The sequence below is a fragment of the Dellaglioa sp. CoH-57-MRSF-21 genome, from assembly GCF_056781915.1.
In genome coordinates, this window is the sequence record NZ_JBXAXU010000003.1 from 183,570 (window position 1) to 203,442 (window position 19,873).

At 34.8% G+C, this 19,873-nt stretch carries 21 protein-coding genes; 20 read left to right on the forward strand and 1 reads right to left on the reverse strand.

Annotated elements, in window-relative coordinates; translation table 11 throughout:
• The first annotated feature begins 16 nt into the window (after positions 1–16).
• The 18 genes from AC1RPQ_RS04610 (at position 17) to AC1RPQ_RS04695 (ending at position 17,012) form a co-directional block, all read left to right on the forward strand.
• Positions 17–250 (forward strand): YkuJ family protein, encoded by a 234-nt coding sequence (locus AC1RPQ_RS04610; protein WP_409022166.1) that lies wholly within the window; start codon positions 17–19, stop codon positions 248–250.
• 74 nt (positions 251–324) lie between these two features.
• Positions 325–2,388: an LTA synthase family protein gene (locus AC1RPQ_RS04615; protein WP_481761496.1), complete on the forward strand. Its 2,064-nt coding sequence runs from the start codon at positions 325–327 to the stop codon at positions 2,386–2,388.
• A gap of 141 nt (positions 2,389–2,529) precedes the next feature.
• The gene (locus tag AC1RPQ_RS04620) at positions 2,530–3,408 is read left to right on the forward strand and encodes a phosphate ABC transporter substrate-binding protein PstS family protein (protein WP_481761495.1); all 879 of its coding nucleotides are present in this window, start codon (positions 2,530–2,532) and stop codon (positions 3,406–3,408) included.
• Positions 3,409–3,410: 2 nt separating this feature from the next.
• Entirely contained in the window at positions 3,411–4,331 is a 921-nt protein-coding gene (gene pstC, locus AC1RPQ_RS04625; RefSeq protein WP_409022169.1) for a phosphate ABC transporter permease subunit PstC, read from the forward strand.
• Positions 4,331–5,218, forward strand: a complete 888-nt coding sequence (gene pstA, locus AC1RPQ_RS04630) for a phosphate ABC transporter permease PstA (RefSeq protein ID WP_481761494.1) — start codon at positions 4,331–4,333, stop codon at positions 5,216–5,218. The genes pstC and pstA overlap by 1 nt, the downstream gene beginning before the upstream one ends.
• A gap of 21 nt (positions 5,219–5,239) precedes the next feature.
• A complete protein-coding gene (pstB, locus tag AC1RPQ_RS04635; protein ID WP_481761493.1) occupies positions 5,240–6,043 on the forward strand; it encodes a phosphate ABC transporter ATP-binding protein PstB in 804 nt (267 codons plus the stop codon).
• Between the two features lie 14 nt (positions 6,044–6,057).
• A complete protein-coding gene (gene pstB / locus AC1RPQ_RS04640) occupies positions 6,058–6,813 on the forward strand; it encodes a phosphate ABC transporter ATP-binding protein PstB (RefSeq protein WP_409022172.1) in 756 nt (251 codons plus the stop codon).
• Positions 6,814–6,830: 17 nt separating this feature from the next.
• A complete protein-coding gene (gene phoU / locus AC1RPQ_RS04645; protein WP_481761492.1) occupies positions 6,831–7,517 on the forward strand; it encodes a phosphate signaling complex protein PhoU in 687 nt (228 codons plus the stop codon).
• Between the two features lie 154 nt (positions 7,518–7,671).
• Complete coding sequence (locus tag AC1RPQ_RS04650) at positions 7,672–7,977, forward strand: PspC domain-containing protein (RefSeq protein ID WP_409022174.1); 306 nt, start codon at positions 7,672–7,674, stop codon at positions 7,975–7,977.
• A 23-nt stretch (positions 7,978–8,000) separates the two neighbouring features.
• A complete protein-coding gene (locus tag AC1RPQ_RS04655; protein ID WP_481761491.1) occupies positions 8,001–8,354 on the forward strand; it encodes a phage holin family protein in 354 nt (117 codons plus the stop codon).
• Between the two features lie 11 nt (positions 8,355–8,365).
• Positions 8,366–9,304 carry an HPr(Ser) kinase/phosphatase gene (gene hprK, locus AC1RPQ_RS04660; RefSeq protein ID WP_481761490.1) on the forward strand — a complete coding sequence of 313 codons (939 nt, stop codon included), beginning with the start codon at positions 8,366–8,368 and terminating at the stop codon, positions 9,302–9,304.
• 18 nt (positions 9,305–9,322) lie between these two features.
• Complete coding sequence (lgt, locus tag AC1RPQ_RS04665) at positions 9,323–10,150, forward strand: prolipoprotein diacylglyceryl transferase (protein ID WP_481761489.1); 828 nt, start codon at positions 9,323–9,325, stop codon at positions 10,148–10,150.
• Between the two features lie 77 nt (positions 10,151–10,227).
• Positions 10,228–11,247 carry an NAD(P)H-dependent glycerol-3-phosphate dehydrogenase gene (locus AC1RPQ_RS04670; RefSeq protein ID WP_481761488.1) on the forward strand — a complete coding sequence of 340 codons (1,020 nt, stop codon included), beginning with the start codon at positions 10,228–10,230 and terminating at the stop codon, positions 11,245–11,247.
• 14 nt (positions 11,248–11,261) lie between these two features.
• Positions 11,262–12,161, forward strand: a complete 900-nt coding sequence (gene galU / locus AC1RPQ_RS04675; RefSeq protein ID WP_409022179.1) for a UTP--glucose-1-phosphate uridylyltransferase GalU — start codon at positions 11,262–11,264, stop codon at positions 12,159–12,161.
• Between the two features lie 136 nt (positions 12,162–12,297).
• On the forward strand, positions 12,298–13,236 hold the full coding sequence (gene trxB, locus AC1RPQ_RS04680) for a thioredoxin-disulfide reductase (RefSeq protein ID WP_481761487.1): 939 nt from the start codon (positions 12,298–12,300) through the stop codon (positions 13,234–13,236).
• A gap of 133 nt (positions 13,237–13,369) precedes the next feature.
• Positions 13,370–14,713, forward strand: coding sequence for a DHA2 family efflux MFS transporter permease subunit (locus AC1RPQ_RS04685; protein WP_481761486.1), 1,344 nt, complete (start codon positions 13,370–13,372; stop codon positions 14,711–14,713).
• An 11-nt stretch (positions 14,714–14,724) separates the two neighbouring features.
• Positions 14,725–15,210: a MarR family winged helix-turn-helix transcriptional regulator gene (locus AC1RPQ_RS04690; protein WP_481761485.1), complete on the forward strand. Its 486-nt coding sequence runs from the start codon at positions 14,725–14,727 to the stop codon at positions 15,208–15,210.
• A 74-nt stretch (positions 15,211–15,284) separates the two neighbouring features.
• Positions 15,285–17,012 carry a phospho-sugar mutase gene (locus AC1RPQ_RS04695; protein ID WP_481761626.1) on the forward strand — a complete coding sequence of 576 codons (1,728 nt, stop codon included), beginning with the start codon at positions 15,285–15,287 and terminating at the stop codon, positions 17,010–17,012.
• Positions 17,013–17,160: 148 nt separating this feature from the next.
• On the opposite strand, the gene AC1RPQ_RS04700 is transcribed toward AC1RPQ_RS04695, so the two are convergent.
• Complete coding sequence (locus AC1RPQ_RS04700) at positions 17,161–18,060, reverse strand: hypothetical protein (protein ID WP_481761483.1); 900 nt, start codon at positions 18,058–18,060, stop codon at positions 17,161–17,163.
• 211 nt (positions 18,061–18,271) lie between these two features.
• Here AC1RPQ_RS04700 and AC1RPQ_RS04705 point away from each other — a divergent pair, with 211 nt between their 5' ends.
• Complete coding sequence (locus AC1RPQ_RS04705) at positions 18,272–18,904, forward strand: YfbR-like 5'-deoxynucleotidase (protein WP_409022185.1); 633 nt, start codon at positions 18,272–18,274, stop codon at positions 18,902–18,904.
• Positions 18,905–18,990: 86 nt separating this feature from the next.
• Positions 18,991–19,854 carry a DegV family protein gene (locus tag AC1RPQ_RS04710; RefSeq protein ID WP_481761482.1) on the forward strand — a complete coding sequence of 288 codons (864 nt, stop codon included), beginning with the start codon at positions 18,991–18,993 and terminating at the stop codon, positions 19,852–19,854.
• Positions 19,855–19,873: the final 19 nt, after the last annotated feature.

Sequence of the window (19,873 nt, forward strand, 5' to 3'; positions counted from 1 at the left end):
TGAAAGGGGAACAACTATGAAAAATTCTCAGTTAGTAGCAATCATTAGTCGCTTAGAGGCTATGCAAAAAGAAGATAACGGCGAAATCCAAACAAGACACTTCGAACGTGAAGGTGTTGAAAAGGGAATCGTTGAATATGATCCAGATATGAAAGCATATACGTTAGAAGATTTAAGTAACCATACTAAATTTCCTTTCGATGATATTGATTTAATTGCAATGGAAGTTTACGACTTACTATTTAGTTAATCAATAACTGAAACATAGATTGAAAGACATTTTCGTGTTCTCGAAAACTGATCTTAAAAAATGGAGGCACTAAGATGCGGTCAACTTTAAAATATGTTCAGGATAAATTGAGCTCAAGATGGGGATTCCTCCTCTTGACGCTCGTTTTATTTTGGGCCAAAACAGTTGTTGCTTATGAAACCAAATTTACATTAGGTGCAACAGGTAGCATGCAACAATTTTTACTTTATATTAATCCAATACCAACAGCGTTATTATTATTTGGAATTGCAATCTACTTTAAGGGTAAAAAATCATATTGGATTTTGCTGATTGTTGATTTTATTCAAACATCATGGCTTTTTGCAAATATGGTTTATTATCGTGAGTTTTCAGATTTTCTTTCACTAGGAATTATCAAAAATTCAGGTTCAGTAGCTAATAATCTAGACAAGGGAATTGCCGGTATTTTACGACCAACTGATTTCTTTGTTTATATCGATATTATTATTTTAATTTTGATTCTTGTCTTTAAATTAGTCAAAATTGACTATAACCCAATTAAAAAGCGTTATGCTTTTATCCTGACTATTGCATCTGTACTTTTAGCTTTAGGGAACTTAGGTTTAGCTGAAAAGGATCGTTCTCAATTATTGACAAGAACTTTTGATAATAACTATATTGTTAAATATTTAGGCTTGAATTTCTATGCGGGATATAATGTTTATCAAACGCAAAAAGAAAGTGCGACACGTAAAAATGCCACTGCTAAAGATATGGATAAAGTTCTAAAGTATTTGGATAAAAATCGTTCTAATTCAAATATAAAGTATTATGGAAAAGCGAAGGGTAAAAATGTTTTTGTGATTCATCTAGAAAGTTTCCAACAGTTCATGATCGATTATAAATGGGATGGGCAACAAGTTACGCCTAACATTAATAAATATTATCATGATCAAAATACATTATCATTTGATAATTTCTTTAATCAAGTTGGACAAGGTAAAACGTCTGATGCTGAAATGATGTTGGAAGCATCCCTTTATGGGTTACCATCTGGTTCAGCGATGACGACTTATGGCACACAAAATACATTCCAAGCAGCACCCGCTATTCTTGATCAAAAAGGCTACTCTACAGCAGCTTTCCATGGTGACGTGGGTAGTTTCTGGAATCGTAATAATACTTATAAATCATTTGGTTACCAGTATTTCTTCAGTGAACCTTATTATGATGTCAAAGCTAACTATAAAGTTGGTTATGGGATGAAAGATAAGATTTTCTTGAAGCAATCGGTTAAGTATATTGAACAATTACCCCAACCTTTTTATGCTAAACTCATCACACTAACTAACCATTATCCATATGATTTAGATAGTGCGAATACGTCAATCAAAAAGACGGATACAGACGATAGTACGGTTGATGGTTATGTTCAAACATCTAAATATCTTGATCAATCATTCGGAGAATTCGTTAGTTACTTGAAGAAGAGTGGCTTGTATAAGGACAGTATGATTGTGATGTATGGTGATCACTATGGTATCTCTAATAATCATCCGAAAGCTATTGCACAGCTTTTAGGTAAAGACAAAGTAACAAGTTATGATTTAACGATGTTCCAAAAGGTACCATTTATGATTCATATGAATGGCCTTAAGGGCGGTATTAATCATACTTATGGTGGTGAAATTGATGTGCTACCAACTTTACTTGATCTATTAGGCGTTAAGAATACCGATACGGTTCAATTTGGTAATGATTTATTATCGAAAAATCGTAACCAAACGGTTGCCTTTAGAAATGGTGATTTCGTTTCACCAACCTTTACAAAAGTTGGAAATACCACGTATAACACTAAGACTGGTAAAGAAATCGAAAAACTAACGGCAGCACAACAAAAAGTTTATAACAAAGAATTAAAACATGTTACAACGTCATTATCATTATCAGATGAAGTTATTACGGGTGATCTATTAAGATTCTACGCACCAAGTAATTTCACTAAAGTAAATAAATCTGACTATAATTACAAGAAAAGTGACGCTCTTGAAACTTTGAAAAAAGCACAAGAGAAAGAAAAAACCAGTTTAATTGAACAACACGGTGGGGTATCTACCGAAAGTTTATTCAAAACTGATGCTCCAGAATTAAAATAACGATTGAAGTCATAACGTCATGTTATGGCTTTTTTTGTTGTAACCTTTACACAATCTTTACAATACCCCCACAGGACCTTTACATTAAAAATATAAACTTAATGTATAAGTTAAATATCGATATTTATGGAGGAAGTTACTATGAAAAAGGGATCTTTAGTAATGATTGGTGGAATTTTATCCATCATGTTATTAACTTTAACGGGATGTGAGACACAATCAAATTCAGGAAAATCGATTACAATTGTTGGATCTACAGCTTTACAACCTTTAGTTGAGGCAGCTGGTGAAGAATACGGGACTGAAAATGTTGGCGTCTTTGTTAATGTTCAAGGTGGCGGATCCGGAACAGGATTGAGTCAAGTTCAAGAAAAAGCCGTTAGCATTGGTAACTCAGATGTTTTTGCTGAAGAAAAATCAGGCATTAAGGCAAGTAAACTTGTAGACCATCAAGTTGCCGTTGTTGGAATTACGCCAGTTGTGAATAATGGTGTGGGCGTTAAAAACGTCTCAAAAAAACAACTTATAGATATTTTTACTGGTAAATTAACAAATTGGAAGCAACTAGGTGGCAATGATTTACCAATTGTCCTTTTAAATCGTGCATCTGGTTCGGGAACACGATTAACATTTGAAAAATGGGGATTAGAAGGTAAGCAAAGTAAAGATGCACAGGAACAAGATTCAACGGGAATGGTTCGACAAATTGTCGGATCGACACCTGGTGCAATAAGTTATATGGCTTTCTCATACGTTGATAAAACGGTCGATGTACTTTCTGTTGATAAAGTTAAACCAACTGAAAGTAATGTTGCCTCAAATAAATGGAAAATCTGGTCATACGAACATATGTATACGAATGGTGAACCCACGGGATTAACAAAACAATTTTTAACTTATATGATGTCAAATAAAATTCAAAAACAGGTTGTTAGTAAATTAGGTTATATTCCAACAACACAGATGCAAGTGAGTCGTTCGGTTGAAGGTAAAATAACACCAATTAAGAAGGGGATGTAGTTATGGATCCGATTCGTGAAAGTTTACTCAAAAAATCAAAAGCATCTAAACTAGAGATGCGCGGTAAAATAATTACTTATTTCTGTATTGGACTAATCGTCGCTATTGTTCTTGCTATCTTTTATTTCGTTGCTTCAAAAGGATTAGCAACGTTCTTTACTGATAAAGTATCAATTAAAGATTTTTTATTAGGAAAGAGTTGGAACCCTGGAACGCTTGATAAAGCAGGTAAGCCAGAAGTTGGGGCTTTACCAATGATTTCTGGATCATTCTTTGTCACTTTTTTATCAGCATTAATTGCAACACCTTTCGCTATTGGAACAGCTATTTTCATGGTTGAAATTTCACCAAATACGGGTAGCCGAATTTTACAACCGGTAACTGAATTATTAGTTGGTATTCCTTCAGTTGTTTATGGATTTATTGGTCTTTCAGTTGTGGTCCCATTTGTTCGAAGTATTTTTGGTGGAACAGGGTTTGGTATTTTATCTGGGACATTTGTGTTATTTGTTATGATTCTACCAACCGTTACGTCAATGACTGTTGATACTTTAAAATCTGTCCCACGTTATTACCGGGAAGCCTCACTGGCCTTAGGTGCAACACGTTGGCAAACAATTTATAAAGTTATTCTAAGAGCAGCAACACCAGGTATCATGACAGCGGTTGTTTTTGGTATGGCACGAGCTTTTGGTGAAGCCTTAGCCGTTCAAATGGTTATTGGTAATGCATCATTGATGCCATCAAGTTTAATTACACCATCATCAACTTTAACAAGTATTTTGACGATGGGAATTGGAAATACTGTCATGGGCTCATTAGAAAATAATGCGCTATGGTCACTTGCTTTAATTCTATTATTAATGTCATTATTCTTTAACATGGTTGTTAGAGTAATTGGTAAGAGAGGGGCGCTTAAATAATGAATCCTAAAAAAGTAGATAAAATCGCAACAAGTATTTTATATGGTATTGCCGGATTCGTCGTTCTTGTTTTAGCGGCCTTACTTGGCTATATATTGGTTAGAGGTGTGCCACATATCAGCTGGCATTTCTTAACATCACCCGCAAAATCATTTTCAAGTGGTGGTGGAGTAGGAATCCAATTGTTTAATTCCTTCTATCTATTATTATTAACATTATTGATTTCTTTCCCTATTTCATTGGGAGCGGGTATTTGGTTATCAGAATACGCTAAAAATAATTGGGTGACGACGGTTATTAGAACGTCTGTTGAAATTTTAAGTTCATTACCTTCAGTTGTTGTTGGGCTTTTTGGGTTTTTGATTTTCGTTGTCCAATATAATTTCGGTTTTTCAATTTTATCAGGTGCATTAGCCTTAACGTTCTTCAATTTACCTTTATTAACAAGATCAATCGAAGAGTCATTACGTTCTATCCCATATTCACAACGTGAGGCTGGCTTTTCGTTAGGATTATCGCGTTGGGAAACCGTTACGAGAGTTATTGTTCCAGATGCAGTACCTGGTATTTTAACGGGTGTTATATTGAGTGCCGGCCGTATCTTTGGTGAAGCAGCTGCGTTAATTTATACTGCTGGTCAAAGTGCGCCAGCACTAGATTTTACAAACTGGAATCCAGCTAATATTGCGAGTCCGTTAAATCCAATGCGTCCAGCTGAAACATTAGCTGTTCATATCTGGAAAATTAATTCAGAAGGTATTATGCCTGATGCATCAGCTGTTTCTGCAGGCGCATCAGCCGTCTTAATTATCGCAGTGCTTTTATTTAATTTCTTAGCTCGATTCGGTGGTAAAGCACTTTATCGTAAAATTACATCAAGTAAATAGATCATTAGGGGGTCAAAGAATATGGTAGAAAATAAAACTGAAAAATCTAGAATTATGACCTTCAATGAAGATAAACATGAGATAGCTTTAGAAACCAAAGATTTACATGTTCATTATGGTTCTAATGAAGCAATTCGAGATGTTAGTTTACAATTTGAACGGTTTAAAATTACAGCTTTAATTGGGGCATCTGGTTCTGGTAAATCAACTTATCTTAGATCGTTGAATCGTATGAATGATGGGATTGCTGATGTAACAGGACAAATTATTTACCGTGATTTAGATATAAATAAAGATAATGTTGATATTTATGAAATGAGAAAACATATTGGAATGGTATTTCAACGACCTAATCCATTTTCAAAATCAATTTATGAAAATATAACGTTTGCTTTGAAACGTCATGGGATGAAAGATAAGCAGTTACTTGAAGAACGCGTTGAAAAATCACTTAAACAAGCTGCACTTTGGGATCAAGTTAAAGATGATTTGAATGTGAGTGCGTTATCATTGTCTGGTGGACAACAACAACGTTTATGTATCGCTAGAGCGATTGCTATGGAACCTGACATCTTATTGTTAGATGAACCAGCTAGTGCGTTAGATCCAATTTCAAGTCGAATTGTTGAAGAATCACTTTTAGAACTGAAAGAAAAGTACACGATTGTCATTGTGACACACAATATGCAACAGGCTTCACGTATTTCAGATTACACAGCATTTTTCCATTCAGGAAATGCGGTAGAATATGATAAAACAACAACTATTTTTACGCGACCAACAATTAAACTAACGGATGATTATGTTTCAGGAAACTTCGGTTAAGGGGGAAAGGCCAAATGACTAAAATAATTGAAACAAATGATGTTCATTTGTATTATGGTAAGAAAGAAGCCCTCAAAGGAATTAATCTTGATTTCAATGAAAAAGGGATTACCGCTTTAATCGGTCCATCTGGTTGTGGTAAATCAACATATTTAAGAACGTTAAATCGCATGAATGATTTAATTCCAGGTGTAACCATTACAGGTACAGTTAAATTAAAAAATGAAGATATTTACGGTCCTAAAATGGATACCGTAAGATTACGCAAAAATGTTGGGATGGTTTTCCAACAACCTAATCCATTTCCATTTTCAATTTACGAAAATGTTGTATATGGTTTGCGATTAGCTGGCGTTAAAGATAAAGCAATCCTTGATGAAGCTGTTGAAAAAAGCTTGAAACAGGCTGCTGTCTGGGATGATGTAAAGGATGATTTGGGTAAAAATGCGCTTGCGTTATCTGGCGGACAGCAACAACGTGTCTGTATCGCTCGAGTCTTAGCGGTTGAACCTGAGGTCATTTTACTGGATGAACCAACAAGTGCTCTGGATCCTGGTTCAAGTAGTAAAATTGAAAATATGTTGCTAGAATTGCGTGAAAAATATACTATTATAATAGTGACTCACAATTTACAACAAGCTTCTCGAATTTCAGATCGAACTGCCTTCTTTTTAGAAGGTAATTTAATTGAAGTTGCACCAACTAAAAAATTATTTACGCAGCCTGTACAAAAAGAAACGGATGACTACATTAGTGGTCGATTCGGTTAAGAAAGGGAGACAAAATAATGCGATTACTTTTTGATGAAGAACAAGAAAAGCTACACATTAGATTTAGCGAAATGGGTATGATGGTTAGTGAAGCCATTCATAAATCTGTCCGTGCTTTCATTAATCATGATAAAGAGTTGGCCCATGAAGTTATCGTTGGCGATTACAAAATTAATGAACGCGAAATGAAGTTAGAAAAACAAACGTTAGAAATGATTGCATTGTATCAACCTGTTACAAGTGATTTAAGAGATATTGTGACTGTTTTAAAAGCTATTTCTGATTTAGAACGAATGGGAGATCACGCTGTAAGTATTGCGAGATCAACGATTCGTGTTAAAGGCAATCCTAGGGTAACGGAGATTGAAGATGAGATCGGAATTATGGGCGACCACGCACGTAAGATGGTTGAAGAAGTCCTCACAGCTTATATTAGAAAAGATGCCGAAAAAGCTCGTAAAGTTGCTAATTTAGATCTTGAAGTTGATGAATATTTCACGACAATATATGACCAGTGTATCCATGAAATGAAAACGAATCCCGAAACAGTTGTGGGAAGTGCTGACTATTTGATGGTTGCCACTTATCTAGAACGAATTGGCGATTATGTTACAAATGTGTGTGAATGGGTTGTTTATTTAAAAAATGGCCGAATCACTGAATTGAATCCTGGTAAATCAGAGTTAGAAAAAGAAAATGAATAAGGCACTACTCATTTAATAACTAACAATTTCGCGATTGTTAGTTATTTTTAATTTAAACGTTAAAATTTAAGTAAATAACGCTCGTTAAAATTGTAAAATGAGTACGATAAGAAGTACAATAATGATAGATTATTCTGAATGGAGGAACTACAAAATGAAAACAAATAAAAAATTCACAAAATCAACTAATAAAATTATCGCGGGTGTCGCAGCTGGACTTGCCGAATATATAAATTGGAATCCAACACTCGTTAGATTTTTATTTTTAATGCTAATCTTCGCAACAAAAGGCGTATTTATACTTGTCTATATCTTGTTAGCAATTAGCTTACCAGGGAAAAAACGTTCATTTACTAGTTCTTTTGAGCAGTTTACATCTAGTACTGGACAACGGACTAGCTCATCAAGTAAGAGTGGCCGTAAAATTATTAAAGATGTAGAAGTTACAGACGATAAATAATATTAATGATGAGGTGAAGATTCATGGGATTTTGGCAGCGCGTATTAATTAATGCCATACTGTTTTTGGCAATATCTGGTTTTTTTCCAGAGACTTTATTTGTTAAAAGTATCTGGGTTGCATTAATCGCCAGTTTTGTACTGGCCGTACTAAATATGCTAGTTAAACCGTTTTTAGTGATTTTATCACTGCCGGTAACTATTTTCAGTTTAGGATTTTTCTATCTGATTATAAATGCATTTATGTTACAAATGACGTCATTTTTTGTGGGTAATGAATTTAAATTTTCGAGCTTTTGGGCGGCATTTATCATCTCAATTGTGATGAGTATTGCTAATACAATCGTAACAAATTACTTTATTAGAAATAGACAATAGGGGGCATTAAGATGGCCAATGAAGTTTCAGTTAGAAATTTAGTAGATGCAATGGGATTAACTGTTTTAATTGGGAAAGAATACTTGGATGATAAAAAAATTACAACAAGTGATATTTCACGTCCTGGTCTAGAATTAACCGGGTATTTTAATTTTTATCCGAAAGAACGTATTCAATTATTTGGGATGACAGAACATGCTTATGCAAATGGACTGACTCCTGAAGATAGGCAGAATGTGATGAATCAATTAGCAACAGAACAAACACCATGTTTTGTTGTTTCAAATGATTTGGATGTGCCGCTAGAATTATTAGCTATCGTCAAAGAAAGACATATTCCAGTTCTAATTTCAAAACTAACAACGTCACGTCTATCTTCTAATATGGTTAACTTTTTGGAAGCTAAATTAGCTGAACGCCAGTCAATACATGGTGTTTTAGTTGATATTTATGGTCTTGGGGTCATGATTACAGGTGATTCTGGTGTTGGTAAATCAGAAACAGCGCTTGAATTAATTAGACGTGGACATCGGTTAATTGCAGATGATCGTGTTGATGTTTTCCAACAAGATGAGGAGACACTTGTTGGTGAGGCACCTGCAATTTTAAAACATTTACTTGAAATTCGAGGTATCGGTATTATCGATATCATGAACTTGTTTGGTGCAGGAGCTGTCCGTAATGACACTGATATTTCACTAATTATTCATCTAGAAAACTGGACTCCTGATAAACAATTTGATCGATTAGGTAATAATGATGAATTTGTTAAAATATTCAATGTGAATGTGCCAAAAATTTCTGTACCTGTTAAAACAGGACGTAATTTGGCCATTATCATTGAAGTCGCAGCAATGAACTTCCGTGCAAAAACAATGGGTTATGATGCTACTAAAGCATTTGAAGCTAATCTAAATGGCTTAATCCAAACAAATTCAAAAAAAGATTAAGGATTGGACGAGAGTAAATTGAATTATTTATTAGGTGCGTTGAATCCCATCGCAGTTAAATTAGGACCTATTGAAGTTCGTTGGTATGGTGTAATAATTGCGAGTGCAGTAATTCTAGCAGTTATTTTAGCCATTCTTGAAGGCAAAAAAATAGGAATAAATGAAGATACCATATATGATATGGTTCTATGGGCGTTGCCAATTTCAATTGTTTCTGCGCGACTCTATTACGTTGTGTTCGAGTGGTCTTATTACGCTCAACATCTCAGTGAAGTTTATCGAATTTGGGATGGTGGTATTGCTATCTATGGTGGGTTAATAGGCGCAATTATTACAGTGATTATTTTCTGTCAGCGTCGCCATTTGTCAGCATGGTTAATGTTTGATCTAGCGGCACCACTTGTGCTACTTGCGCAATCAATCGGCCGTTGGGGTAATTTTATGAACCAAGAAGCCCATGGTGGAAAAACGACGTTAGAGGCATTGCAAAATTTACATTTACCTGAATTTATTATTAACCAAATGAACATCAATGGCACCTACTATAAGCCAACATTTCTATACGAATCATTGTGGAGTTTTGTTGGATTCTTAATATTAATTGCCTTGAGACATCGAGTACACCTTTTCAAACGTGGAGAAATACTATTTGCATATCTAACTTGGTATTCATTTGGTCGTTTCTTTATCGAAGGAATGAGAACAGATAGCTTAATGTTATTTTCAACAATTCGTGTTTCTCAACTTCTCTCATTAGTGATTTTTATTGGATCAATTAGTTGGTTATTATTGAGAAGATATTGGGAACCGCAAAATCAATGGTATTTAGACGGACAATTGAAATAAAAATTTCTCATAGTTAATGCTATTAGAGGTAAAATTTGGTATGATTAGAATGAATAAATTTTGAAGGAGATTATATAATGACAAAAAAAGTAGCAGTATTAGGCGCCGGTTCTTGGGGTAGTATCCTTGCCGATATCCTAACTGAAAATGGTCATGACATCAGACTTTGGTCAAATGTTCCAGCACAAGTAGCAGAAATGAATGAGTTCCATACAAATAAGCATTACTTGGAAGATTACACTTATTCTAAAGACCTACATGCATATGAAGATTTAAAAGAAGCTTTGGATCAAGTTGACGCTATTTTATTTGTTGTTCCAACAAAAGCAAGCCGTATTGTTGCTAAACAAGTAGCAGCAATTTTAGAAGAAACAGGTAACAAACCAATTATTATTCATGCAAGTAAAGGACTAGAACAAGTCACACACAAACGTATTTCAGAAGTTATTGAAGAAGAAATTCCTGCTGACATTCGTGGTAGTGTTGTTGTCTTCTCTGGCCCAAGTCATGCTGAAGAAGTTGCAAATCGTGATTTAACAACAATTGTTTCAGCAAGTACTGATCCTGAAGCTGCAAGTTTTGTTCAAGATCTCTTTATGAATAAATTCTTAAGAATCTACACAAATAACGATGTTATCGGTGTTGAAATGGGCGCAGCTATGAAGAATATTATCGCCGTTGGTGCTGGTATGCTTCATGGTATGGGCTATGGCGATAACGCTAAAGCAGCTTTGATTACACGTGGATTAGCTGAAATTGCTCGTTTAGGGACATCATTTGGTGCTAACCAATTAACCTTTATGGGACTTTCTGGTGTTGGTGATTTAATCGTTACAGCTACAAGTGTTCATTCACGTAACTGGCGTGCTGGAGACCAATTAGGTCAAGGTAAATCATTAGATGCTGTTGTTGCTGATATGGGTATGGTTATCGAAGGTGTTGGTACTGCTAAGGCTGCTTATGAATTAGCACAACAACAAGGAATTGATATGCCAATCACAAATGCAATTTATGACGTTTTATACAATAATAAAGAAATTAAATCAGTGATTGAAGCTTTGATCAATCGTGAAGGTAAATCTGAATTAGCAGAATAAAAGGGGATTAGACTATGCAAAAAGTTAAAAAAGCCATTATTCCGGCTGCTGGACTAGGGACTCGTTTCTTACCAGCAACTAAAGCGATGGCAAAAGAAATGCTCCCAATTGTTGATAAACCAACGATTCAATTTATTGTTGAAGAGGCGCGTCAATCGGGTATTGAAGATATTTTGATTGTTACGGGTAAAGGTAAGCGACCAATTGAAGATCATTTTGATTCGGTGCCAGAACTGGAAGCGAATTTAGCTGCAAAGCATAAAGACGAATTATTAAAATTAGTTGAAGAAACAACGGATATTAATTTGTATTTTGTTCGTCAATCTCATCCACGAGGTCTTGGCGATGCCGTTTTAATGGCTAAAGACTTTGTTGGGGATGAACCTTTTGTTGTCATGTTAGGCGATGATTTAATGGAAGATAAAGTACCATTAACGCGTCAACTCATGAATCGCTTTGATGAGACACATGCTTCAACTTTAGCGGTGATGAAAGTCCCTCATGAAGAAGTTTCAAAATACGGTGTGATTAATCCTGAATTAGAAGTTAAACCTGGATTATTCAATGTTAAAAACTTTGTTGAAAAACCTACACCTGAAGAAGCACCTAGTGACTTGGCTATTATTGGACGTTACTTATTAACACCTGAAATTTTTGGTATCTTAGAACATCAAAAACCAGGTGCTGGTAATGAAATTCAATTAACGGATGCCATCGATGCATTGAACAAGGTGCAACGTGTTTTCGCTCATGAATTTAAAGGAACCCGATACGATGTTGGCTATAAATTTGGCTACTTAAAAACAAGTATTGAGTATGGTTTGAAACATAAAGAAGTTAAAGATGAATTAAAAGAATATTTGAAGACTTTAGGCGCAAAATTAATTGCAGAAGATACAGCAAAAAATAAGTAGCCTAATTCTTACAGTAAAGCAGGTTTCAAGTTCAACTCACTTGGGACCTGTTTTTGATGTTAAAGCAATTAAATAGACAAAAAAAGTAACATAGGGTATTGTTGAATTACTTACTAAAAGAAAGAAGGTTGAACTAATGACAAAAAAATATGATGTTGTTGTGATTGGTGCTGGGCCCGGTGGAATGACTGCCGCACTCTATGCATCACGTGCAAATCTATCGGTTTTAATGATTGATCGTGGGATTTATGGTGGCCAAATGAACAATACGGCTGAAGTTGAAAATTATCCTGGATTTAAATCAATCTTAGGCCCTGATTTAGCAAAAGAAATGTACGAAAGTTCGACACAATTTGGTGCAGAATATGCATACGGTAGTGTAACCGATATTACAATTGAAGGCGATACTAAACTCATCACAACAGATAATGATGTTTTTGAAACAAAAGCTTTAATTATCGCAACTGGATCAGAATACAAAAAATTGGGTGCTGAAGGCGAAGATACCTTTAGTGGCCGAGGTGTATCTTACTGTGCAGTCTGTGATGGTGCTTTCTTCAAAAATCGTGAAGTCATCGTTATCGGTGGCGGTGATTCAGCAATCGAAGAAGGTTCTTATTTATCAAAATTAGCTTCAAAAGTGACGGTAATTCATCGTCGTGACAAATTACGCGCTCAAAAAATCTTACAAGATCGTGCCTTTGCGGATGATAAAATATCTTTTGTTTGGGATACTAATGTCACAGAGATTGTTGGTGACGATCGTAAAGTAACTGGCGTTAAAGTAACGAATAATAAAACAGGTGAAACATCTGAAATTCCTGCTAGTGGTGTCTTCATTTATGTTGGTGTTAAACCAATGACAACAGCATTCACAAAGCTTGGAATTACTGACGATTATGGTTGGATTCCAACTGACGAAAATATGCTAACAAATGTACCAGGTATTTTCGCAGTTGGTGATGTGCGTAAGAAAGAATTGCGTCAAATTACAACTGCAGTTGGTGACGGTGGTATTGCTGGACAACAAACATTTAGTTACCTTGAATCATTAAATGATGCAGAATTAAGTTAAATTATAGAATAAGCCTTTTGAGGCTTATTTTTTTATTTACTTGACTTTATGTGCATGTGAACATTATAATAATCTAATCCGCTTATGAAAAAAATTAAACATATGCGTAAATTTAAGTGAGAAGAGAGTTAGAATGACAAACAAAAAAAGAAACACAATTGGTGCTGTTTTATTAATTGCGACTTTTGCCGCTTTATTAAATCAAACATTGATGATTACAGCATTACCAAAATTAATCACCGTTTTAAATGTTAACCTTGCAACCGCACAATGGTTAACGACGGGTTATGTTTTAATGGTCGGAATTTCGACACCATTATCAGCAATTTTATATGAAAAATATTCAACAAGACAAATATTTGTCGGTATTATGGTTGTCTTTTTAATCGGAAGTATCGTTGCATCAAGTGGCGCTAATTTTTGGGCAATCTTAATTGGTCGCTTAATCCAAGCTGCTGCCGGTGGCGTATTGACTACATTTACGATGATTAGTGTCATTGCAATTAACCCAATTGAACGCCGTGGCGTTGTAATGGGACTTGCTATGCTTGTTATCTCAGCTGCTCCAGCAATTGGACCAACTTTATCAGGTATTATGATTACATTTTTACCATGGAGAGCATTATTTATTTTCATTATTCCAATCATGTTAATTTTATTAATTGTTGGGGTTTGTATTTTACCTAACTATTCAGAAAAGACAGATGTTAAAATTGATTTTAAATCATTCTTCTTATCACTAGTTGGACTTGCTACAATTTTAATTGGTATTTCAATTATTGGAGACCAATTATTAGTTGCACTTGTCCTTATTGTGATTGGTGTTTTAGCATTAATCTATTTTGGCCGTCGTCAATTAGCTTTAAAAGAACCATTTTTAAATATTCGAATTTTCAAAGTACGTTCATTCTCAACTATGATTGCATTAATTATGTTAGTTTTTGGTATTTTAATGGCAACAGAATTAGTTATGCCAATGTTCTTAGAAAATAATCAACATTTATCAGGAATGACTGCTGGATTAATTATGTTACCGGGTGCTGCAATTAATGCTATTATTTCACCTATTGTTGGTAACCTTTATGATCAATACGGTTATAAAAAAATATTTATATTTGGCTTTTTGATGTTGATGATTTCAGTACTACCAATGTTATTCTTAACAATTGAATTTCCTGTTTGGTTATCAGTTGTTACTTACGCTATTCGATTAACAGGGGTTGGTGCTATTATGGCTCCAGCAACAACAGAATCTTTAAAAGATTTAAATCCAATGGAAATAAATCATGCAACAACATTAACGAATACATTAAGACAAGTTAGTGGTTCATTATTTAATACCGTTATTATTGTTATTGCTAGTATTCCTGCATCATTTGTTGTTGGATACAAATATTCAATGATCTTTATCATGGTTGTCTCAATTGTAATTGGACTAGTTGGACTAATCTATTTCAGAAAAACAAGTAAAGCTTAAGGAGTTTTGAGATGCAAAATATGAATGGAAATTCTTTTTACGATACACATGAAGTTGAGAAATTAACAACAATTTACAACAGAATGATTCGATTAAGAATAAATGATACGTTAAAAGGGTTTGAACTTTCTGAGAGTAACTTTTTTTACGTGTTGTTAGTTTGTGAGTCACCTGGCGTTAGTCAGGATGAGCTAATCCAAAATATTTATCGGGATCACAGTGTTGTGACACGTGCTATCTCAAAATTAATTAAAGATGGTTGGCTTGAAAAAAAAATGTCGTCCGCAGATAAACGACGGACTGAACTTTATCCTACAGCAAAAGCGATTAATAATTATCAAGATATTTTTGATAGAATTACAGTCGTTAATGATGAAAGTATATCGGTGCTTAGTGAAGAAGAAATTAAGCAATTTGAGCATATTTTGGAAAAGGTAATTAAATCAGGAATTGAACGTGAGCGACTTGCTGGAAGAAAGATATCAGAATTATTCTGATATCTTTTTTATTATCCTGAATAGTAAGCGCATTTATTGTATAATAGTAATATTATATGAATGGGAGTGATATTTTGACTTGGGAAGATAATTATTTAACTTGGTTAAATGAAGAAACACTAGACGCAACATTAAAAAATCAGATTGTTTCGCTTAAAAATAATCAAGAAGATTTAAAAGAATCTTTTTACCAACCAATGGAATTTGGAACTGCTGGTATGCGTGGCTTGATGGGTCCTGGTATTAACCGGATGAACATCTACACGATTCGTCAAGCAACTGAAGGATTAGCTCGCTTTATGGATACGTTAGATGATGCAACTAAAATGCGCGGTGTCGCAATTAGTTATGATTCGCGTTACCAATCACAAGAATTTGCGATGGAATCAGCTAAAGTTTTAGGCGCACATGGTATTCCAAGCTTTGTTTTTGAAAGCTTACGTCCCACACCAGAATTATCGTTTGCAGTCCGCCATTTAGCTACTTACGCCGGAATTATGATAACGGCTAGCCATAATCCTAAACAATATAATGGCTATAAAATTTATGGTGAAGACGGTGGCCAAATGCCACCTAAAGAATCAGATATGATTACTGGTTTTGTTCGCGAAGCTGATGATTTATTTGCCATTAAAGTAGGTGATGAGACAGTATTAAAAGCTGATAAAACACTCCAAATTATTGGTGAAGAAGTTGACGCTGCGTATCTTGCTGAAGTTAAAAAAGTGACAATTAATCAAAAATTAGTTGATGAAGTTGGTGCTTCAATGAAACTTGTTTTCACACCACTTCATGGAACAGGTAAAATGTTGGGTGAACGTGCTTTGAAACAAGCTGGATTTGAACAATTTAAGATTGTGCCTGAACAAGCTGAAGGTGATCCTGAATTCCCAACAATCAAGTTACCTAACCCAGAAGACGCACCAGCATTTGATTTAGCTATCAAATGGGGTCGACGTGAACATGCTGATTTATTAATCGCTGTTGATCCAGATGCTGATCGTATGGGTGTCGCTGTACGTCAAACTGATGGTGAATATAAATTATTAACAGGTAATCAAATTGCTGCTCTAATGTTCAATTATATTTTAACTGCTAGCGAAGAAGCAGGAACTTTACCCGCTAATGCCGTTGGCGTTAAATCAATTGTATCAAGTGAACTTGCAACTAAGATTGCTGAAGCACATCATGCTAAAATGATTAATGTCTTAACAGGATTCAAATTTATTGCGGAACAAATTCAAAACTATGAAGAAACAAATGAACATACCTTTATGTTTGGTTTTGAAGAAAGTTATGGTTACTTAATTCGTCCTTTCGTTCGTGATAAAGATGCTATCCAAGCATTAGTAATGTTATCTGAAGTAGCTGCTTACTACAAACAATTTGATAAAACATTGTCAGATGGATTAGATGATTTATTTAAAGAATATGGTTATTACGCTGAAAATACTAAAGCGTTAACGTTTGAAGGTATTGAAGGTGTTCAAAAAATCAAAGATTTAATGACAATCTTCCGTGATGACGCACCTAAAGATTTTGCTGGCTATAAAGTCGCTAAATTAGAAGACTTCACAACGGGTATGGCGCAATTAGCTGATGGATCATCTGAAGAAATCGGATTACCAACTGCAAATGCGTTGAAATATATCTTAGAAGATGGTTCTTGGATTGCAATTCGTCCTTCAGGGACTGAACCAAAAATTAAATTCTACGTGGGAACGCAAGCTGAAACTGATGAAAAAGCACAAGCTAAGTGTCTTGCATTTGAAGAAGCAATTATGGCAATTGTCAACGCCTAACTAAAAAAGTAGTGCTAAATTTACATTTAGCACTACTTTTTTTGACCTTAAATGGGTTACAAAATTTATAAGCAAATAAAACAGTATTTTGTAAACAACTTTTTAAGATTTATTATTTTCTTTCAGGGCTGATTAACTTGTTTAGTTTCTATTTATTCATTTTTTTCTTTTTAAAGCGGTGATAAAGGTAGGCGATTCCAAGAAAGTAGATGGAAGCGAGTAGGGACGACACGGGGAGAACGCTAAAGATAGTCGGTGGAACAATCATTGCAAGCAATGGAAAGGCATAAGCGGCTGGAATTTTAACTTTGAAAAGATGGAGTATACAAAAAACGAGAGGCATAGTGATTAAGGCGACAACAACATTGGAATCGATTACCATGCAGGCGAGAACACCGATCGTTGCTGAAAGCGTCAAGGCAGTAACCTGTTTGAACACCATTTTTGCCGGATACATCGGCTTTTGTAGCACCTCGAAAAAAACGACAAGAATCGGTGGAATAGCGGCCATCAAAGGCTTTCCAGCAATCGTCACGAGACCAACCCAAATGAGTGAAGAAACGAGAAATAAAAGCATAGCCTGATAGTTAAGGTTTGTTTTTTTTGCGTAGTTTTGATCGAGTTTACGGCCTTTAACGACAATCATCTCGATGAAAGTGAAAATGATGATGGCAATGATGAATGAATATTTGGACGCATTAACGATGATTGGCAAGAGACCTGTAGCCAATGAAGGCGCCAGTGCCGATCGGGTTACCACTAATAGAAAGACCATGATGGCGATCATTAGGCAGATTTTAATTGTGTAAGAAATCTCAAGTAAATTGATGCCAAAACCGATAATTGCGGTGACAGAAGGCAGCAAAAAAAGATTAAACGAACGATCTAACCAATTGGCTTCGTGGTAAATCCACAGTCCAACTGTTAACGCGGCGATTTCAGGTAAAATAATTTCTGAATCATGTAAAAGTGACGCGGCTTGTACCATGATTAAAATCAAGATAAAACCGGTTAAGTATTCAACGGTTTTATTGGCTAAAAACTTCAAAAAAATGTCCTCCTTAAATATAAAGCATGAAAATAAGCATAACATAAAAAAGTAAGGTAAAGTTGCGCGACGTGTTCCAATTGATGTATCAAGCGTTTGCAATGTGAATCAGTTTATTTTTTTGTTAAAAGTTGATGATACTTGAATTAACTTTTCCATATGTGGTAAGATTGTAAAAATTTATATAAAAAATGAGAGGGAGCTGTTAATTATGGGAATGCATCAATACCTACAAAGTTTAAGTAATTTAGAAACGTTAAAACGAGCACCAGGATATTTTAAATATGAAGATCATTCGGTAGCGGAACATTCATTCAAAGTAACAGAAGCTGCTCAATTTTTAGGTGATGTTGAAGAAAATGCAGGAAATACGATTGATTGGCGCATGTTGTATGAAAAAGCGTTGAATCATGATTATACAGAACGATTCATTGGTGATATTAAAACACCCGTTAAATATGCAACAACAACGCTAAGAGAAATGTTAGCAAATGTTGAGGAATCATTATCTGAGAATTTTATTGTGAACGAAATTCCAGAAGAATTCCAAGATGCCTATCGTCGTAGATTATCAGAAGGTAAGGATGATACTTTAGAAGGTAAAATCTTGTCTGTAGCTGATAAATTAGATTTATTATATGAATCATTTGGCGAAATTCAAAAGGGTAATCCTGAATCAGTTTATACTGAAATTTATCAAGAAAGCTTAAAAACGATTCTTGAATTTTCAGATTTAGCGAGTGTTCAGTATATTCTACAAGAAATTCTTCCAGAATTATTAACGGAAGATTTCACAGATAAAGATAAAATTAAAAAAATAACCTTGGATATTATTAAGAAATAGAGTACACATAGGTTAAGGATTGCGTTGTATGCTAGAATAATGCATACAAGGTAGTCCTTTTTTGCTTAAAGAATAGGGAGAAATTAATGAAAACGGCAATTGTAACAGATAGTGCGTCATATATTGATCCAAAAGTAGCCAAAGATAAAAATATTATTGTTGTACCAATCACGGTTATTTTTGGGCAACAGACTTATTTAGAAGATGTGGAAATCTCTGCTTCAGAATTTTATCAAAGAATGAAAGATACGGATAAGTTACCCACAACGTCACAAGTCACAATGGGACAAATGCAAAGTGTCTTCGATAAATTAATTGAAGAGGGATTTGATGAAGTAATTTCAATTCATCTATCAACAGGTATCACAAGTTTTGTGGATAATTTACGTGCTTATTCAAAAACTGTGGAAGGAATTACGGTATATCCGATTGATTCTAAAGCAGCAAGTTCAGCAGAAGCCTTTCTTGTATTAAAAGCTGCTCAATTAGTGGCGCAAGGTGAGCATGCAGACACGATTGTACCTAAAATAGAAGCAATGCGTGAAACGGTGGGTATTTTCTTTGTTGTGGATAACTTGAGCCATTTACTTAGAACGGGCCGTATGACGAATGGTGCTGCGTTTGTGGGTAACTTATTACAAATTAAACCAATTCTGACCTTTAATCATGAAGGTCAAATTATCCCTTTAACTAAGGAACGGACAAAGAAGCGTGCTTTTCAACGGGTAATGGCAGATTTTTCTGATGCGATTAACTCAGTTGATTATCCAATTCGAGTAAGTATCGTTGATGCGAACAATCCTGAAGAGAGTACAAAATGGGTCTCATTTATTAAAACCAACTATCCTAATATTCCAGTTGAGGTTAGTCATATTGGGCCTGTTATTGGCGTCCATACTGGAGAAAAAACAATGGGTCTTATTTGGGGTCGTGATTATTTAGTTGATTAAGTTATTCTGAAAAAATAAG

Excerpts from the sequence above, each read along its gene's own strand:
- phoU (WP_481761492.1), top strand. The coding sequence starts at position 6,831 with ATGCGATTACTTTTTGATGAAGAACAAGAAAAGCTACACATTAGATTT.
- AC1RPQ_RS04705 (WP_409022185.1), top strand. The coding sequence starts at position 18,272 with ATGGGAATGCATCAATACCTACAAAGTTTAAGTAATTTAGAAACGTTA.
- AC1RPQ_RS04670 (WP_481761488.1), top strand. The coding sequence starts at position 10,228 with ATGACAAAAAAAGTAGCAGTATTAGGCGCCGGTTCTTGGGGTAGTATC.
- pstB (WP_409022172.1), top strand. The coding sequence starts at position 6,058 with ATGACTAAAATAATTGAAACAAATGATGTTCATTTGTATTATGGTAAG.
- trxB (WP_481761487.1), top strand. The coding sequence starts at position 12,298 with ATGACAAAAAAATATGATGTTGTTGTGATTGGTGCTGGGCCCGGTGGA.
- AC1RPQ_RS04710 (WP_481761482.1), top strand. The coding sequence starts at position 18,991 with ATGAAAACGGCAATTGTAACAGATAGTGCGTCATATATTGATCCAAAA.
- AC1RPQ_RS04655 (WP_481761491.1), top strand. The coding sequence starts at position 8,001 with ATGGGATTTTGGCAGCGCGTATTAATTAATGCCATACTGTTTTTGGCA.
- AC1RPQ_RS04685 (WP_481761486.1), top strand. The coding sequence starts at position 13,370 with ATGACAAACAAAAAAAGAAACACAATTGGTGCTGTTTTATTAATTGCG.
- AC1RPQ_RS04690 (WP_481761485.1), top strand. The coding sequence starts at position 14,725 with ATGCAAAATATGAATGGAAATTCTTTTTACGATACACATGAAGTTGAG.
- pstB (WP_481761493.1), top strand. The coding sequence starts at position 5,240 with ATGGTAGAAAATAAAACTGAAAAATCTAGAATTATGACCTTCAATGAA.
- pstA (WP_481761494.1), top strand. The coding sequence starts at position 4,331 with ATGAATCCTAAAAAAGTAGATAAAATCGCAACAAGTATTTTATATGGT.
- pstC (WP_409022169.1), top strand. The coding sequence starts at position 3,411 with ATGGATCCGATTCGTGAAAGTTTACTCAAAAAATCAAAAGCATCTAAA.
- hprK (WP_481761490.1), top strand. The coding sequence starts at position 8,366 with ATGGCCAATGAAGTTTCAGTTAGAAATTTAGTAGATGCAATGGGATTA.
- AC1RPQ_RS04615 (WP_481761496.1), top strand. The coding sequence starts at position 325 with ATGCGGTCAACTTTAAAATATGTTCAGGATAAATTGAGCTCAAGATGG.
- AC1RPQ_RS04620 (WP_481761495.1), top strand. The coding sequence starts at position 2,530 with ATGAAAAAGGGATCTTTAGTAATGATTGGTGGAATTTTATCCATCATG.
- AC1RPQ_RS04610 (WP_409022166.1), top strand. The coding sequence starts at position 17 with ATGAAAAATTCTCAGTTAGTAGCAATCATTAGTCGCTTAGAGGCTATG.
- AC1RPQ_RS04650 (WP_409022174.1), top strand. The coding sequence starts at position 7,672 with ATGAAAACAAATAAAAAATTCACAAAATCAACTAATAAAATTATCGCG.
- galU (WP_409022179.1), top strand. The coding sequence starts at position 11,262 with ATGCAAAAAGTTAAAAAAGCCATTATTCCGGCTGCTGGACTAGGGACT.